The following is an 18,408-nucleotide window of genomic DNA, read 5'->3' as shown; positions in this document are numbered from 1 at the left end:
ATGAGCGCAGAAGTTCGCTGTCCCCACTGCGCGTCGCAGATGACCCTTCGCACCGCCCGGCGTGGCCCCAAAGCCGGGTCGGAGTTCTGGGGGTGCGTGAGGTTCCCGGGCTGCAAGGGATCCCGAAACTATGATGGGTCGCTTCCGGAGCCCCCAGCAAGGAAGGCACCCAAGGCGTCCAAGCGGACGGCCCCGGCGAAGACGACCGCACGCACTGCTCGCGCGAATCCTCGTCCCGGGAGGACCAACCCCATCCGTCACGGCGACCTCTTGATCTCGCCCGTCAACCAATTCGGCCCCGGCAAGGCGGTCGCCGCAGATGGCGACGACTTGGTTCTTGAGTATTTTGACACTCCCGGCCAGTCACCCGCCGACCGAATCCGGAGGTCCGTTCCGCGCGCGAGTCTGCAACGCTTTGACTTCAAGCCTGAGACACGAGTCTTCTGGCAATCCGGTGACCGCTGGCGATCAGGTCGTGTGATCGAGGCGACTGAGCACAGGGACATAACAGTGCGCGAGACCGGAGGCGAGTGGGAGGGCTTCGTCCCCGAAAGCCGGTTGTTCGTGCGCTGGCACCAACCGTTGCTGGACCCGGTTGGGTTTGCGGCCGGCGGCCTGCTCGAGTCGCCACTCCTGGCAGATATGCGGAGGCCGTTCCTTCGGGCGATCCTGCAGCAGCGATCCGCTGCCCGCGGCATGCGAAGCGCGCTGTCGAGCGCTATCGAACTCCACGATCACCAACTTGAGACCGCTTGGCGCGTCCTGCAGGACCCTGTTCAGCGCTACCTTCTCGCCGACGAGGTAGGCCTCGGCAAGACGATCGAGGCTGGCATCGTGTTGCGCCAACTACTGCTAGACAACCCCGAACTTTCGGTTCAACTCATTCTGCCACCGTTCTTGATTGGCCAGTGGAGGCGAGAACTCGAGGACAAGTTCTTCCTCAAGGACTTCACCGCTGCGGATGTCCGTTTCGCGCGTGACGATGAGCCCGCGTCATGGAGTTCCGCCGACATACTGGTCGTCGATGAGGCTCACAACCTCGCCGCGCTTGCTGAGAGCGCCCAACCGGATCTCGCTGCGCGCTACTCGAGTCTCGCGCAGGTCGCCAGCAAGAGTCCGAAGATTCTCCTTCTGTCTGCGACGCCGGCACTGAACAACGAATCGGTGTTCCTTCAGATGCTGACCTTGCTCGACCCCGCCATCTACACCGACGTAACCGTTGAACAACTGCGTGGACGTCTCGCGGCACGGGCCGGACTCGGCCGCATCTTTCTTGGCCTTCAACCCAATCTTCCCGCCGTACTCCTCCGCAAGAGACTGACCGAACTCCGCGAGGAACTGGCTGGCGACGCAGACGTCGAGGACCTGATCGATGCGGCCTCGCGTGTCTTGGACTCGGGGAACCGCGAAGCGCTCAAGAGGGTGATCGAGCGACTCAGGATGCATGTCGGCGAGGTGTATCGCGTCCATCGACGCATGCTGCGCACCCGTCGCACCTCAGCACTCGAGGCCACCTATCACGTCACAGGAAGGCGCGCTCCAGAGTCGCTGGCCATAGAGTCGGATCTGCTTGCCGAGACAACCAGGCTTCTCGAGGCTTGGCGTCAGGAAGCACTCGCAGCACACGAGCATGAACCAGCGAGCCTAGGCGACGTCGCGCACGCCTTCGCAGAAGCCGTCAGTCTTTCTTTCGACCCCGAGGCTCTCGCCCAATGGGCGCGGTCCCGCGCGGCGGCGACGCCGGGCGAGCAGACTGCACTCAACCGTGTGGTCCAAGACCTGGCGTTCAGAAACCGTCGCGACGAAGTCGCACGCCCGATCGCCGACGCACTGACTTACCACTTCAAGGCCAGGGACAAGGTGGTCGTCTTCTGTCCGACCGCTGATCTTGTTACTGACGTCGCCGACGAACTTCGCGACCTTCTGGGCGCTTCATCGGTCGTCGAGCATCGGACCACCAGTCTCCCCGAGCAGATTGAGGCGGTAATCCGGAGGTTCGAGGGCGCACGGGGCACTGCGGTTCTCGTCGCAGACTCGTCAGCTGAGGAAGGACGGAACTTCCAGTTTGCAGATCTTCTCGTCCACGTCGGACTGCCGGCCGATGCAAATCGGTTGGAACAACGCATCGGGCGCTGCGATCGCTGGCAGATCCACGACGCCTCGAGTCAGTGGCGCTCGCTGCAAGTGACTGAACCCGGCGCGGACGGAAGTCTCGCCACGACTTGGTCCCGCATCCTCGAAGAGGGCTTCGGCGTATTCACATCCTCGATCGCGAGCCTTCAGTTCGCCGTCGAAGCGGCAACTCAGAACGCCTGGCAGAGGCTCGTGAGCGATGGTGTCATGGCCTGCGACTCCATCATCGCTGACGTCCGCACCTCTCTGGCCGCAGAACTGGAGCGTGTCCGAGAGCAGGATGCTCTCGACAGCATCGAATCCGGTGGGGAGCACAGCGCGATCTACGAAGAGTTACAGAGATCCGAGTTGGGGGAAGCCGCGTTCGGTGACCTGACGCACGCGCTACTCGCCGCCAACTCTGCACCCGGCAACCTTCGATTCCGAGTGATCTCGGACCCGAGGTCTGGCGTTGGTGGCTATGACGCGCTCACGCGCCTGCCCGGTAGGCAACTTCAAATCCCACTGGTGTCCGTCGAGCGACTGGAGCGTGACTTCCTCCCGATCCGCGACCAACGTGGCACATTCCTTCGTCAAATCGCCGTGCGGCAACAAGACACACATCTCTACCGCTTTGGCGACCCGTTCATTGACGCGGTTTCCGATTTCCTTTGGCATGACGACCGTGGACGGGCATTCGGGATGTGGCGCTGGATACCTAACTGGGCGCGTGGTCTCACGATCGCTTACCGATTCGACTACGCCGTTGAGGCACGCCCGACTAATGGCCACCGTGGCACGGCCGCAGACAGCACACTGATGCACCGCGCGGATGGCCTGTTCCCACCGCTCATCGTCACAGTGTGGGTCGATCAGCACGGCAATCAGATCGAAGACGCCGAACTGCTCAACACGTTGGAGTTGCCCTACATCAAGCCGAGAGACGGGTCCGCCGGAGGTGACTTCTCCCTCACCCGCATACGCATCGAAGCGGCCTACAAGTTCATCCCCACCGCCGACTGGTCGCAGAGTTGGCGCGCTGCAGAGGGGGCTGCGGTCCGGGTCGTCTTGAGTCGCCAGGAGGTCGCGGAGGCCATCGCGATAGGAGCGACCGGCGCGCGGATCGACTCGGAAAGACGCGTTCGGCAGCTCCGGCTGCGCGCAAGTCGCGCTTCGCGAGACGAGGGCCGGGCCCTCGAGGCAGAGGCGGCTCACGAGGAGGAGGTGGGACGGGCCATCGCCGGAGCGATCGAGACGCCGACACTTCGACTCGACGGGACGGGCATCGTCATGCTCTCCGGGGAAGAACTGGGGCCGGAGAACGGCGCATGACGATCGAACTCACCCAGAGTGCACTGAACGGCGACCTCGCCGCACGGGGTCAACTCACCGGACCACACCGTCGTCTCGTCGATGCGTGGTACTCCGATCAGCCAGGTCCCGCGATCGCCGGCGACATCGCAGCGCTTCTATCACAGGTACTGAGGCACGAGAGAGCCGTCGCATCGGTCCCCGCGCCCCGGATCAAACTCGGACTGGACGAACGCGCGATCGCAACCGATGTGCTAGCCCGGAGCAACCTCGACTGCACGCGCTTCGGTCTGACCGAACACTCCGTCACACTAGGAGACGACTGGTCGCCCGAGTGGCTCCACGGTGATCCCCGATGGATCGACGTGGCCTGCGCGAGCCCTGGACCATTCCTCGGCGGTACGCCTGAGGAGGTGTCCACCTACGCACGTCCGGACACGCCGGTCCCTATCGATCCAGCACTGAGCGCACTGGCTTCGGGGTTGAGTCAATACCGGTCGAAGACACAAGCCAGCGCAGTTCGCACTGCAACGCTGGCGGATCCGACGTCGACTCTTCACGTCGTGTTGCCCACCGGATCCGGAAAGTCCCTCGTCGGCCTCGCCCCCGGCCTACTCCGTGCCGGTGGCAACACCGTCGTCGTCGTGCCGACGATCGCGCTCGCTCTCGACCAAGAGCGGACACTCCATGAGCGCTTTCCCGCGGCTGGACTGCCCGCCGAACTCGCCTACTACGGAGACCGCACGGACGGCGGCAAAGAATCAATCCTGCAGCGCCTTCGAGCGGGCACCCAGAGGGTGGTGTTCACGTCGCCCGAAGCAATGGTGAGTGGCCTTGTCGACGCTCTCCATTCGCTGACGGCCAATGGAGGACTTACCAGCGTTGTGATCGACGAAGCACATCTCGTCCGGTCATGGGGGCTCGACTTCCGCCCCGAATACCAGTTGGTCGGGGCGGTCGTTGGTGAGCTCCGTGCCATCGCGACCGCATCTGGTCACCTCCAGCCTCACGTCGTCTTGCTCACGGCGACGCTGGCCAAGGAGGGCCTCGAACTCAACGAAGCACTGTTTCACGGCCCGAGCCAGTCGCTGTTCGTTGGTTCAACGTTCCTCCGTACGGAACTCCGCTACCTCTCGGGGGCGAGCGAGACACCAGAGGAACGACTCGACCGCCTCGTGGAGTCCATGCATCACCTGCCCAGGCCGGCCATCGTGTATGTCACCCGCAAGGAAGACGCCGAGGCGATCGCCCGACGACTCCGCGAGGCAGGGTTCGCCCGAACGGACGCGTTCCACGGCGACGTCCAGGGCCCAGAGCGTCTCCGAGTGCTGAAGCGCTGGTCAGGCTCCGATGGCCTGACCGAGTCAGACATCGTGGTAGGCACCAGCGCCTTCGGCCTCGGCGTCGATCAGAGCGACGTCCGCACAGTAGTCCATGCATGCGTGCCGGCCTCGGTCGATCGCTTCTACCAGGAGGTCGGCCGCGCGGGCCGGGACGGCCACGCCGCCGTCGCGGTCTGGCTGACCGCTCCAGGCGACGTCCATCAGGGACGGAAGATCGAAGGAGCCACTCTCATCGGCGATGAGAAGGCCTGGACGCGGTGGGAGTCCATGTACCGGCATTCGGTGAGGCAACAACCGGACGACGGGTCCTTCGCAGTGGACACCACGGTGGTCCCCCCAAACCTCACCTACCCCTCGGACAAGAACCGTCTCTGGAACCGCAACACCCTCACCTTGATGGAACGGGCCGGGCTCATAAGAGTTCAACCGCCTCCGCCGCCCCGAATCGAGCGTTGGCCGGACGAGGACGAGGCAGGGTTCGAGCGCCGCCGTTCGGAGGCATGGGGCTACTTCAACACGCATGTCGAGGTCCGTGTTGCAGGTGACGTCAATCTCGACCATGAAACGTTCGAGAGACGACTACGTCAGCTACGCGGCGCCATCCGCGCCACCGAATGGGCATCTCAACGACGAATCGATGCGCTCCTCGCGCGCTCCGAGTGCTGGGGTGATTTGCTCGCTGCCGAGTACACCCTCAGGAATGCAGGACAGATGCACGCGACGCTCGCAGTCGTCCCTGCCTGCTCAGGGTGCCCCGCGGCAAAACACAAGCATCGACCACGCTATGATGCGGCCAGACCGGTCGTCGCTGACTCTGCGATGCCCCTGCTGACGAGAGACGTGAGCAGCACCCTGACGAACCTCGCAGTAGGCGGCGACGTCGTAATCGTCTCGTACACGGGCCAACTGCGCATGAAGTTGCAGACTCTCGTACAGCGCTGCGTCTCCCACGGGATCCGCGGGATTCTGGCGAGTGCCGCATTTATGGGCACTCCTGCAGTCACTGCAAAGGCGGCGCAAACGGCTCCCGAGGGCTTCGTGATGGTAGACGCGGTCGACCATCGAATGCCGCAAGTCGCGTTTCCGGTGCCGACGCTTATCGTGCTAGATCGCGAAGACACTGCCCGACTGTCGTGGATCAGCCCTACGACAGGGCCACGTCGCGTCGTCGTCATTCCCGAGGACCTTCTAGATCCAGAGAAACCCGGACAACTAGTCAAGAACTACCGCACCCCCGTCTGGGACCTGGACGACTTCCTGAGGAGACTGTGAGAGTGGCCGCACTGAACCCCCCGCGAGTACTCCCGGGGCTCGGTAGATCAATTGTGAATTTTCTCATCGAGAACCGCAGCACTTGGGACGACGACGGCCTTGTCGAGGCATTCAAGCCCGCCGGTGTAAATGAAGACGGGGACGCTGCCGCCGGTGTGAAGAATACAGTAAGCGCCTTCCGCGCCATCGGCATTCTTGAGAACGGAACCGGCGGCACGACAACCCTAGGCAGCAGCATCGCGACCTACGGTCGCCCCTTTGACCGCGTCGCGTTTCGACGATTAATGGTCAGACATGTATTCGATGTTGACCGGGACGGTGACCCCTGGTCAGTAGCCGAAGGGGAAGCAAGCACCAGTGGCGCCCGAGACCTCTCCCGTGGACTGTCATGGCTCCTGGCGCAGGATGCACTGGGAGAACCCCTCCACTGGCGGACGAACGTTCAAAGACTCCAGGCTGAGCACTTCGCCACAACCGAGAACGACCAGTGGGCCCTAAGCAATGACACCCGATGGGGCGCTCTCTCTCGCTGGGCCCCCGCGTTGGGCCTTGCGGTTCCATCGGTAGTACGAACGAAACCAGGTCTCGTACCGCTGCCCACGCTCGCCATCAGTGACGCACTTCATGACTTTCCTGCCGAGCGTATGACTATTTTTGAGTTCCTCGAGAAGTTGGCGCAGCATCTGCCCGTACTTCCCGGCGGCATTCTTCGCAGCGGACTTGTTGCGCGCCTTGGCACTGACCCCGACCCCGGAATTTCATCTCACGCGGTCGACTCTTCCATCGGGCAGGTGGTGCGTCTCCTAGAGGCGCAAGGACGCCTTGTCCTCGACAGGCTAGCAGACGCCGACGGTGTCCAATTGTCGAGCTCCGACCCGGCGCGCACAACTCATGTCACATTGAAGGGCGGTAGAAAGAAATGAGTTGGCGAGGTTCCGCCCCGGCAACATGTTGGACGGCGCGGGAGGCGACAGCAATCATCCCCGTCGAGGCAGAGGCTCCCAGCGACGCTGTCTTCCTTGCCACCCACACTTCTATTCCAATATTTCAGCGCGACGTTGTCACCGACTCTAGACGCATTAAGGAGACGGACGAAGACGCCCTTCTAGCGGCCGTCCTCGAGCAACCGGCGGATCAGCCGATTCTGCCGATTCTCGGCCGGTCAGGCACCGGAAAGTCCCACCTGGTGCGGTGGTTGAGGGCGCGCCTTCCTGAGACGGATCAGCGACGCGTCATTTTCGTACCCAAGCACCGGATGTCACTTCGCGGGATCCTCGACCTAATTCTCGATCGAGCAACCAGTGAACGTGCGGCCGAATTGCGCCAGAAAGTGGCGGCCGCAGTGGAAGGTCTCGCCGATGCACAGGAGGCAAAACTACGACTGAGGAACGAACTCGCAGTACTCATCGAGACCCGTGGGATGCGGACCGATGTCTCCGCTGAGGAGCAAGAGTATCGTGGGTGGCTAGCTTCTAGCGAGGGCCTCCCCGCCCTATTGAGCGACCCGGTCTTCCGCGACCGCATCTTCGCTGAACAGAGTCCGATCAGTCGCCTAGTGCGCGAGAAACTCGCTGGGAAGGGCTCAGAGGACAAGGAAGAGGCGTTCGGATTCACCGCCGACGACCTCACGATGACTGTCGACGATACCACGCGCGCAAGCGCGGCGGCGGCGAGCGTTGCCTCGGGATTAGCAAGCGACTCTGCTTCACGTCAACTTGCAGCGAAGATGCTCAATGAGCAACTCAACGCCGCAGTGAGCCAGGTGTTTGGAATCGGTGGCGACGACCTCAAAGATCTCCTCGTAGAGGTCCGCATAGAACTCGCACGACAGAATCTCGAGCTACTCCTCCTCATCGAGGACTTCTCAATTTTTCAGGGGATTCAGGGCGGGCTACTCGACGCCATCACGTTGATCCCGACGCAGGGCAATGAGGTTTGTCCCATGCGCGTAGTGATGGCGGTGACGTCGGGCTACTTCATCAACCAGATGCCCGACACGGTCTACACGAGGGTTTATAAGGTGTTCGACCTCGACGACCAGCGTCCGAGGGTGTCGTTTGCCCCGGACGCTCTGGCGTCACGCTACATGAACGCCATCCGTCTTGGCAGTCAGGCACTTGAGGATGCTCACCGCCGCGGCAGCCAACTCCCGAATGCTTGTGAACAGTGTCCCGTGAACGACGCATGCCATGCCGCATTTGGGGCCGTCGACGGTTATGGCCTCTTTCCCTTCAATCGGCACGCACTGGATAAAACTGTGCGCAGTCAACTGGACGAGGGACGACTTAGCGTGCGCGACCTCCTCACGCGCGTGCTGCGGCCCGTGCTCTTCAATCAACACGACCTGGTCGACGAGGGCAAATTTCCGAATGCAACATTCGATACCGCCTTCCGTTCGGGCGCCGATGACGATCTGGATAGCGTTGAAGCCGAACATCGCTTAGCAACGCCCGGCGATCCTGAACTTTCCAAGCGCCGAGTTGTGCTCGTACGCTATTGGGGCACGGGAGGCGCGGGACCTCAAAATCTCCATCCCACAATTCACGAGGCGTTTGGGATCCCCCCCGTCGACGGACTCGCCTCCGCAGTCCTGTCCGCACGCGCGACTCCCGGACCGCAACTCGACCCATCGAAGCCGCCGTCGCCTCGTCCGCATCCCGCGACCAATAAGACTGAGGAACCCGTTCTCGTCCAGGCGATAGACAAGTGGCGCAGAACTGGACTCCTACAGCAGACGCACCGGAATCAACTGCGGAACATCATTCATTCTGCTGTCCTCGGTCGCCTTGCCCTCGAGGATGGGCTCGGGGGCAATACGATGTGGACAAGTTCGGGCAGGGAATGGGACCGTTCTTTCGAAGCTCAGGTGGCTATCGCCATCGGCGATCACGCGGGGTCTAGGACGCTGATCACGATCGAAAGGGACGTCGACGAAGACGTCCGCGCCCTACGAGCGCTCGCTTGGGTGGACGCTGCGGGTTCCTGGCGTGCCATCGAGAACGGCGAGGTGCTCCAGCGCCTCGCGGAGGACAAGCTCACCGCTTGGGCATCGGAGGTCAGTGGAGAACTGGTGCCGGAACGGGACAAGCGTGCGGAGCCTGAACTTGTCGTGGCTACGCAAACGCTACTCGCGATGAGCAAGGCGCTTGGCGTCTCAGACGCGTTCAAGGACGATGCCTTAAGTCGCACGCGGGCGCTCTTTGCGCCGGCGCGCGCCGACGCAAATTCAGCGCGTCCGAAGTTGCAGCAGTGGCAGCAGCGCGTTTCGGCGGACTCGCAGCGGCTCACGCGAAAGCAACTGCAGCAACGTGTGCTGAGGCTCGCATCCTTCACCCAGGGCCCCACTGGTAGCCCACTCGCGCTCGATCTGCCGCGCATCACCAGGGCGCTCCGCGGCAAGGACTCCGGCATTGACCTCCCCGCCTCTACCGGCCTGCTCCAGGACACCGCTAGAACCGTCCAAGCACGGTTCGCCGGTCTCTCCGACGCCACGGGGGAAGCGACCGCACTGGTCCCTGACCTCAGTGATCTGGGTGGCGACCTTGCAGATGTCACCCGGAGGCTCGAGGACCTCGTTGCTGAGCGCGCCAACTCCGGACAACTACCTGGTGCGATCGACAGGCCTGCCCTCATGGCAGCGGCGAAAGCTATCAGGCAAGGCGATCAAGGACTCGTCGAACGTGTGCGAGCGAGGCTTGAGACCTGGTCCGCGCTGTCGGTGGACGATCAGGTCCGCGTGCTCACGGAGAACTGGGATGAGGCGGCCGCCCGAATCCGACAGTGGCACCTGCTCGCAACCCGCGCTGTACAGGCACTGGAGGCAAAGTTGGGAGGCGGCGCCAACACGGCTGCTCGACTCGAGTATGACCAGGCCAGAGAGGGCCTCTTGACGACGCTGCAGTGGACGGAAGCGCTTCTCTACCCTGTTGACGGATCGGACGGTGGAGAATGACTCTCCTTGACCGAATCTACCAACTGCAACTTCGGGCGGTCGCGGCAGATGACGAGGAAAAGCTCCGGACCCGAGCCGGCGACTTCACGTCGCTCCGAGATCGTATTCAGAACGCCACGGCGAACGCTTCGCGCGTCATACTGGGTCGCGCGGAGCTCCAGACCGCAGGCATCGAGCAGGGCGACTTCGAGCAGAACCGAGTCTCGGCCCTGGCAGTTGTTAGAGAATTGATGGACACCGTCGAAACCCTCGCCGTGGATGCGAGGACCGATGCTGTGAGAATGCAGGTCGGAACGCTGGTGACCTTCTTCAGGAACTCGGCGAAGTGGGTTGCCGATTCTTGGGCCGACGCCTTGCCCTCCGAGCAACCTGCCGTCGATGAAGACCTGCTCGATGCTCTTGAACAAGGCGGCTTTGATGTCGAGGCGATCCGCCTCGAGATCGAGCGCGCTCAGACTGCGCTGCTCACACTTTGCAACAAGTCACTACCCGAACGAGGCGACTGGAAGCACCTGCAGGAAGCACTCGCCGTCCTGAACTCCAGTGGCGAACGCCTCCGCTATTTCGTCGATCCTGTGATCGCCGACGTCGTAGTGCGCGCACAGGGCGATGGAGTCCCGTATGAAGAGTTGTCCCTAGAGGTAGTCGCCGAACTCCGCAGGCTCGGCATCCTCGGAAAGTTCCGGGTCGTGCTGAGGTGAGGCAATCAACAATCACGAAGGCACTCGATGCACTCGAATCGCTGGAGGACCCCCTGCTTTGCTGGGGCGTCGTGGACGGCGGTCTGACGGACGAGGAACTTGTCGAAGTGTTGGACAGGGTGATACTCGACGCAGGGGACCTCGAGACGCCTGATGACCTGGCAGAGACCTTGCATGAGCAAGGTCTTATCGTCTACGACGACTCCGCGTCCCCTGGTCTATGGCGCACGCGCAATGGTGAAACTCTTCGTCTACTAGCGCGACTACGGCAGATCCTCCTTTCAAAGAATCCGGCAGGCGCCTGGCGCCATGGCGCTCCCCTTGTTGCGGACTTCCGGTACGCGAGACGGCCGCGCGCCTATCCTAAGCGAGACCAGAAGTGGGACGCCGCTCTCACCGGATCTCTGGACCAGTCGATTTATCGAGAGGTACTCGATCTCCTGACGTCGAAGCCGCCCGCGCAGGGCGGCGACAACTTCGACGTCGCCGGCTTTCAGGTCCGGGCAACGGAGCGCATCTTGACTGCGCTCAGCGCACAGCTGACATCGGCCACCGTGGTTGGTGCGGGCACAGGCAGCGGCAAGACGCTTGCGTTCTACCTGCCTGCTTTCGCCTACCTCACCGCGCTCGAGGATTCCAGTCGCTGGACTCGTGCCCTCGCGGTGTATCCCCGCAACGAACTCCTTCGCGACCAGTTCTCCACGGCATTCGCCAACGCTCGCAGGCTCGATCACGTTGCGGCGACAAGGAACTCCCGGCCACTCACGATGGGCGTCCTCAACGCCAACACCCCCAATACAACCTCGTGGCTCAAGGGGCCCTATTCCACGTGGGCCAAGCAGGCGCAGGGGTATCGCTGCCCGACTCTGACCTGTCCGGGCGACGGATCTTCGGTGTGTGGTGGCACGCTCTACTGGCCTGAAGCAGATGCCGACCGCGGGACGGAACGACTGGCGTGCGGAGCTTGCGGTCGGCAGTTCGACTCCTCCGTCATCGTGCTGACTCGCAAGCGGATGCGCGAGTCGCCGCCGGACCTGCTCTTCACCACAACCGAGATGCTCAATCGCAACATCAGCAACTTGGAGATGCGCCACGTCCTCGGGGTTGGGGCCGCGAAGAAGCCGCGCCTGATGCTCCTCGACGAGATCCACACCTACGAGGGGACCACTGGCGCTCAGGCCGCCATGACGATCCGCCGCTGGCACCACGGCGTCCAGGGTCCCGTCTGCTTCGTCGGGCTGTCAGCAACACTCACCAACGCCGTCCGTCACTTTGGTGACCTGACCGGCGTCGACGACGAACTCGTGACGAGCATCGAACCCGCGCCCGATGAGTTGGAGTACGAGGGCGCCGAGTACATGATCGCGGTGCGGAGCGACCCCACGAGCGGTGCCAGCGTACTTTCCACCACCATCCAGACGTCGATGCTGCTTCCGAGAATCCTCGACGCGCCCACTGCAGGGGCTTCTCAGGGCTTGTTCGGGACCAAGGCCTTCGTGTTCACCGACGACCTGGACGTGACCAATCGACTCTTCTCCAATCTGCTCGACGCCGAGGGGCAACGGTACTACGGTCGGCAGGCCAAGCAAGTGAAGCCACCGCTTGCTTCAATGCGCCTACCTATCAACGGGGATGTCGCAGCGCAACGGCGCGCCGGCCAAAGTTGGGACCTTCCCTCCGCCCTCGGCCATCAGTTCGAGACCACCGGGATGAAGGTGAGCCGAACAACGTCACAGGATGCCGGCGTTGATGTCGGCTCTCAGTTGATCGTCGCGACCGCCTCACTCGAAGTTGGCTTCGACGACCCGGACGTCGGCGCCGTACTGCAGCACAAAGCACCGCGCGGCGTTGCAGCCTTTCTGCAGCGCAAGGGCCGGGCAGGCCGCTCCCGTGGCATGCGCCCTTACACAACCGTCGTCCTCTCCGACTATGGGCGCGACCGATCGACCTACGAAGCTTGGGATGCACTGTTCGACCCAGTGCTGCCACAACTCGTCCTCCCAGTCCGGAATCGCGCCGTACTTCGGATGCAGGCAGCGCTGGCGATGATGGACTGGCTCGCCGAGCAGGTTCGCCTCCAGAAGCCGTATGCCAACGTCTGGCGTGACCTGTCAGGCATCGGTACCGGGAACTTCCGCGAGAACCAACGGGAGGTTCAACTCAAGGTTGCGGACGTGCTCGACAAGGTCATGCGGGACACATTGATGCAGCGCAGCCTGCGTCAGTGGATCGCAAGCGCACTTCGTCTCCCTACCAACGTGGTGGACGAGATCCTCTGGCACCCTCCTCGAGCCGTCCTCCTCGCTGCCGCGCCAACACTCGCACGCCGACTTCAGGCCGAGTGGGCGGTTGCCTCACGGGACCGATTCGTTGAGGGCAAGGACACGTTGGGGGGCACTCCCCTCCCTGACTTCTTCCCGCAGAACCTGTTCAGTGAACTTGCGCTCCCCGAGGCATACGTCCTCGTGCCGCCGCAGCGCCGCGATGCCACGGAGCCTGAGGTCCATGCGATGGGCATGGCCCAGATGCTGCGTGAGTTTGCGCCGGGGCGCGTCTCTCGGCGCTTCGCCACCCGCGACCTCAGCCACAGGCACTGGATTCCGATCCCAACCGACGTCCGTCACGCCACTATTGACATCGAGTCCATCCTCCCTGCCTTCAGTCGCGACTCCGACGTCCTCGTCGAGATGGAAGGTTCTCCGTCGACGCTCAGTCTGATCAGGCCCGGCCAACTCGAACTTGCCCTAGCCCCTGAAGATGTTAAGGACTCGTCGAACGCGGTTCTCACCTGGTCGACGCAGATCACTGAGACCGGACAGGGCCTTGCAGTACGGGTCCCGACGAGCGATCCGATCGGCCGCTTCGTCGCGGAAGCCGAGTTTTTCTTACATGCTCAGAACGCGCACGTCGAGGTACGACGGGCAGCACTCGAGTCCGAAGCCGCCGTGATGATGGACAACGGCGTAGAACGACGCGTACAGACGCAATTCGCGCTTAACGGGCAGCGTGTCGCTCTGGGAGCAACCTATGACGTAGATGCGATGTGCGTGCGCCTCGAACTCCCCGCCACGATCGACATCCCAGCCGCTATCGCGCCCGGCATCAGGAGTGCGTGGTTCCGCCACGTCGTAACCACCGACGCCCTACTCCTAGAGCACGTCAACACGTTCCAATTGACGTGGTTGTTCGAGGCTCTCGAGGCCATGTTGCTTGCGACGTCTGTCGAGAAACAGTGCTCGCTCGAGTCGGCGTATGCCGAGGTGCGTGCCGACTTCTCCGAGAACCTGCAAGCGACCCTTCAGGCGATGTTCCGCAGCCCAGATATCGACCAGGACGGCGATGGGACGGTCAGCAGACTCGGCCGACGACTCACGCAACTGCTACACGAACCGGCGGTGGCAGCCCGACTGGACGAACTCGTAGCACAGGTTTGGAGGCCGCACCCTGAGACCTTCCAGACGTGGCTGCACCGGCGGTTGTCGAGCACGATCGCACAGGCCCTGCTCTGGGCCGCGCGCGAGATCTGTCCCGAGCACGATCCCGACGGGCTTCACGTCGATGTCGAACCCGGTCTCGACGTGCGAAGTCAAGCGCGCACTGACCAGGTGTGGCTGACTGAGACGTCGATCGGTGGCGGCGGTTTCATCGAGACGTTGGCTACTCGAGTTCGCCCTGACCCACGACGCTTCTTGCGCCTGGTCACTCGCGCGCTGGACCCCAGCACCAACGAACTCGTCGACGCGCACATGCAGCGACTGGTCGGGCTGATCAACTCCGCATCGGGCTGGGGGGCGCTCGTCGCGGACTACCGCTCTGCACAGACGCAGGAGCAGCGCGTCGCGACGCTCGGCCGCGTCGTCGCAATGCTGAGGGAGGCCGGCGTTTACGGCGCCGAACAGCCTGTCGTGTCGTGCCTGGCGAACCGTGTCCTGCGGCCAGGATCGACGACCGCGACTGACCAAGCTCTGCAGACGATCCTGCAGCAATGGCGGGCCGAGGAGGAGCGGATGGGCTTGGAGATCCCCTCGCGCACCTGGACATACCTCATGCGTCATCGAACCGATCTAGACGCAGGGCTCCAGCTTCCGGCGGCGGCAAGTGAACAGCACCGGATCGACGCCATGCAGAGCCTGCTCTGGCCGCGCGGATGGACACTGCGGGCGAGCGAATTGGAGTCCTACAACCCCTACGCGTCCGCACTCCCGCCCGCACCCGACCTGCTCCGCTTCCTGCTCCCTACCCATGTCGCGGCGGTGGACGTGGCGTCGCATGACGCTGACCGCGAAGTTCGGGAGTTGCTCGCCCAACGTGGGTCGGCGCAACTGACAGCGGGACCGCAGTACTCGGGGCGCCTCGCTGAACTGCTTGTCGGGCTCACCACGAAGGCGATCGAGACGGAGTTCTTGCAGGTCTACCCGCGCATCACTGACGTTCGGCATCTGCCCGACGGCACCGCGGTCGTGTCTCTTGAACTTGCGGAGTTGGCCCTGTGAGTACTCGGAGGATCGCAACACGTGGTGGCGGACAGACGCGACTCGTCAACGATCTACTTCAGACGCTCCTCGTCACCGAGTTGCTCCACCCGTCAGGGGAACTGCTCGTCCTGTCACCATGGATCTCTGACATCGTGGTCATGGACAACTCCGCAGGGCAACTCAGAAGTGTCCTCCCGGGCATGCCTGCACGCCCGATCCGTTTCACCGAGGTGCTCACCGAACTCGCCCGGCGCGGGACGAGGGTGCGACTAATCACCCGGGACGACGAGAAGAACGCCCTTGTTCGCGCTCGAATTCGGGAGTTGCCCACCTCAGGTCCTCGACCGGAACTCATCATCCACGAGAATCTCCATGACAAAGGCATGTTGAGCGACCGATTCCACGTCCACGGTTCAATGAACTTCACCTACTTTGGTCAGGCGGTCAACGAAGAAGGCGTCACTGTGACCTCGGATCCTGATGCCATAGCCCGCGCACGCCTGGACTACCTGAGGAGGTACCAGGTCTCGTGAGAGACGCCCTTGACGAGTTCTTCGGGCCTGGCAACGACATCAAGCCGGCCAACGTCGACCACACACTGCAGGCACTGCTCGACAGTTGGCGAGCAGGCATCCGAGCAGGCGGTGTCGGGTTCCTACCGCGAGGCCGGCAACAACGGACGTACTGGTATGCGTTCGCTCCGTCAGCGCGGCAGCGCCGCGAGTTGCTCGCACTTCTCGACGCGTGGGTCGGTCCGACCTACAGCGACCTCGCGCAACGGCGGGGCGCCCTCGAACCCGCCGACGCCTTCGATGCCGCACTGGCCAGCGCTGAGGTTCCACCAATCCGGTTTGAGGTCCTGCCGCAAACAGCACCGCACGCGACACAAGCAAAGGTCGCGGTCCGAAACGCGCTGACGATGCTCACTCGTCTTGCCAACGGACGCCCACCATCGAAGTTCGATGCGCTCAGGACAACGGTCGAAGTCCTCGACGACCTCGGCCATGCAATTGCAGCCCGCGACGGTGCGTTAGCGACCGCCTGCATGGCTGAACTCGAGCAGTCTGCTGACCTCGACGAAGCGAACCTGGCTTTCCTCCGCATCCGCGTACACGCTGGCATGCGCGACTGGCATGCAGTCTTCACCGACCCCGCACTTGAACACGTGCTGACGATGCGACGCCCCTTGGGTGTCACGCGAGCCATCCAAGCAGCGCTGTACTTCGAGCGCTTCCAGGATCTCGATCGCGCAGGCTCGGAGCCCGGCCTTCGAGCATCCGCTGAGCAGCTCGAGCCTGCACTGCGCGACCTCTACACAGGTGCTCCGCCACAGTCCCGCGCGGAAGCAGTCGTCGAACTTGTCTGTCGTCTGCTTGCAACCGCGTCGGCAGTTGACCCAGCGATCGACGATCTCATCGGTGTCGCGGCTACAATTCAGCCAGGGCTAGACAAGCACCTGTGCCGCATTGTCGACGCATTCGTCCCGGAAGCACAGACATCCGGGTCCACTGCCCAGTTTCCGTCTGACCTTTACGCATCCGGTCCGGCGGGACGGATTGCCGAACTCATGCTCCAGGGTCAGTTCGCTGCCTGTATCGAACTTGGTCTGGCGAGCAAGTCATCCGTGGAGGCGGGGCGCGCTCTCGTCTATGCAGCCCGACAACTCTCGAGCGTTGAGTGGGCCGCCAAGGTCATCGACTACCTTGACAGCAACGGCCTCAGGGAGCAGGTTGCAGCCACCACGCCCGTTTTGCAGGCCGATGTTCAGTGGCTCGAATCCATCAGGCTCGAAGTGCCGGCACAGGGTTGGCGTGAGTGGTTCGAGATGCTCAACCGCTTCGACGCGGAACCCCCGCGAATCTCCGCGAGCGCAATTCAGTCGTGGGAACCACTCCCCGTGGACAAGTTCGTAACATTGCTGTCAGATGCCTCGGAGACGACCCTCACGAGGCTCGGTGACAACGGCGGCCAGTTCCTCGCCGCCCACAGCGACCTATTCGACGAACCCGAGATTTCTGGGGTTGCACTCCGACTGGTCGCCGCAATTGCGCTCAGCGGTAAGGCGTCAGCGGGCGTCCGGGTCCAGACACTCGCGCTTGTAGATTCCTTGGACACTGCCGACCTGGAGCGCCATGCGTATGAGGAACTCCTCGAGTGGTACGCCGATATTCTGGGGGCGAACGTCGCGGCCACGACAGTCTCGTGGGTGTGCGACGTCTTGGCGGCTGTCACGTCCATCCCTGTGCCCGGCTCCACCGAGGCCTCGCTCAAGCTCTATTTCAAAGCGATTGAGGTTCTGCGTCCCTATCGCACGGCACTCGATGACACCGACCTTGAAACGCTTGATGTCGTCGCAGCCGAACTCGGGACGGAAACTCCCCAGGACTTCCGTCCGGACCAGGGTGACGACATCGTCGACCCAGCCGCCGCGTATCGCTACCTCAACAGGAAGACGATCGTCCTGCACTCCCTCACCGAGACGGCGACTACACGCGCGTCGCAGGTCCTGCGCCGGTTCGTGCCTGGCATCGACGTGCGGACGAATTCTGATCACGATGGCAGTCCTCAACTCGCCCAGTTGAGCAGAAATGCTGACGTCTTTGTTGTGGTGACAGCGTCTGCGAAGCATGCTGCAACGACCTTCATTGCCGATCACCGCGGCGCACTGCCGACCGTTCTCGTGAACTCTCGCGGGTCGTCCGCAATCCTTCGAGCACTCGCCGACCCCGCGGGATGATGGGTGTCGACGACACGCACACAATGGAGCGTGGTGAGCCGTCGAACGTCGTTGGCGCGCAGGGAGCGGCTGCTCATGCGCCCTCAAGTTGACCACCTTTCGGCAGGCCATCCGTGACCTAGAGGCGCAAGGTCGAGTCCTGGAGACGGTAAGCCGGTCTGGACCAGGTCGAGATGCCACTCGAGCGCCCACTGCCGTTAAGCAGCAAGCGACTCGACGTCGTCCTGACCGGCCGGGACGCGCGCCGGGACGGCCTGTCCTAGGTCATCGTCGATCGCAAGTCGTGGACCTAGGCCGAGCGGTTTGAGGACGATGGATCTCGCCCTGCAAGTGTCCTACGAAACTCGCCGGTTCTGAACCCGGTGGCTCGTGTGCGGTCTAGGTGCACGGTATTGAGGTGGCGGGTCGGAGGCCTACGTCGACTGGGTCGAGCGGTATAGTTTGAACTCTCGCAGCACTTTTCTAATGGCGGATAGTTCTGCGTCAGTTGCCACTTGGTCGAGGA

General features: G+C 63.0%; 8 protein-coding genes. All 8 read left to right on the top strand.

Annotated elements, in window-relative coordinates; genetic code table 11:
• Positions 1 to 270: 270 nt before the first annotated feature.
• From dpdE to dpdD, 8 genes are read left to right on the top strand one after another with little or no spacing between them, the layout of a single operon-like run.
• Positions 271 to 3,444 carry a protein DpdE gene (gene dpdE / locus ACI8AR_RS08210; protein WP_457050574.1) on the top strand — a complete coding sequence of 1,058 codons (3,174 nt, stop codon included), beginning with the start codon at positions 271 to 273 and terminating at the stop codon, positions 3,442 to 3,444.
• Entirely contained in the window at positions 3,441 to 6,038 is a 2,598-nt protein-coding gene (gene dpdF, locus ACI8AR_RS08205) for a protein DpdF (RefSeq protein WP_457050573.1), read from the top strand. The genes dpdE and dpdF overlap by 4 nt, the downstream gene beginning before the upstream one ends.
• Positions 6,035 to 6,961, top strand: a complete 927-nt coding sequence (gene dpdG / locus ACI8AR_RS08200) for a protein DpdG (RefSeq protein WP_457050572.1) — start codon at positions 6,035 to 6,037, stop codon at positions 6,959 to 6,961. The genes dpdF and dpdG overlap by 4 nt, the downstream gene beginning before the upstream one ends.
• Positions 6,958 to 9,990 carry a protein DpdH gene (dpdH, locus tag ACI8AR_RS08195; protein WP_457050571.1) on the top strand — a complete coding sequence of 1,011 codons (3,033 nt, stop codon included), beginning with the start codon at positions 6,958 to 6,960 and terminating at the stop codon, positions 9,988 to 9,990. The genes dpdG and dpdH overlap by 4 nt, the downstream gene beginning before the upstream one ends.
• Positions 9,987 to 10,691 carry a hypothetical protein gene (locus ACI8AR_RS08190; protein ID WP_457050570.1) on the top strand — a complete coding sequence of 235 codons (705 nt, stop codon included), beginning with the start codon at positions 9,987 to 9,989 and terminating at the stop codon, positions 10,689 to 10,691. The genes dpdH and ACI8AR_RS08190 overlap by 4 nt, the downstream gene beginning before the upstream one ends.
• Positions 10,688 to 15,184 carry a protein DpdJ gene (gene dpdJ / locus ACI8AR_RS08185; protein WP_457050569.1) on the top strand — a complete coding sequence of 1,499 codons (4,497 nt, stop codon included), beginning with the start codon at positions 10,688 to 10,690 and terminating at the stop codon, positions 15,182 to 15,184. Before ACI8AR_RS08190 ends, dpdJ begins: the two co-directional genes overlap by 4 nt.
• A complete protein-coding gene (gene dpdK / locus ACI8AR_RS08180) occupies positions 15,181 to 15,699 on the top strand; it encodes a phospholipase D-like domain-containing protein DpdK (RefSeq protein WP_457050568.1) in 519 nt (172 codons plus the stop codon). The genes dpdJ and dpdK overlap by 4 nt, the downstream gene beginning before the upstream one ends.
• Complete coding sequence (gene dpdD, locus ACI8AR_RS08175) at positions 15,696 to 17,903, top strand: protein DpdD (RefSeq protein ID WP_457050567.1); 2,208 nt, start codon at positions 15,696 to 15,698, stop codon at positions 17,901 to 17,903. Before dpdK ends, dpdD begins: the two co-directional genes overlap by 4 nt.
• Positions 17,904 to 18,408: the final 505 nt, after the last annotated feature.

This window comes from Geodermatophilus sp. SYSU D01036 (genome assembly GCF_054050435.1).
Note: the sequence above shows the minus strand (reverse complement) of the source record. Positions and strands in the feature narration are given on the sequence as shown.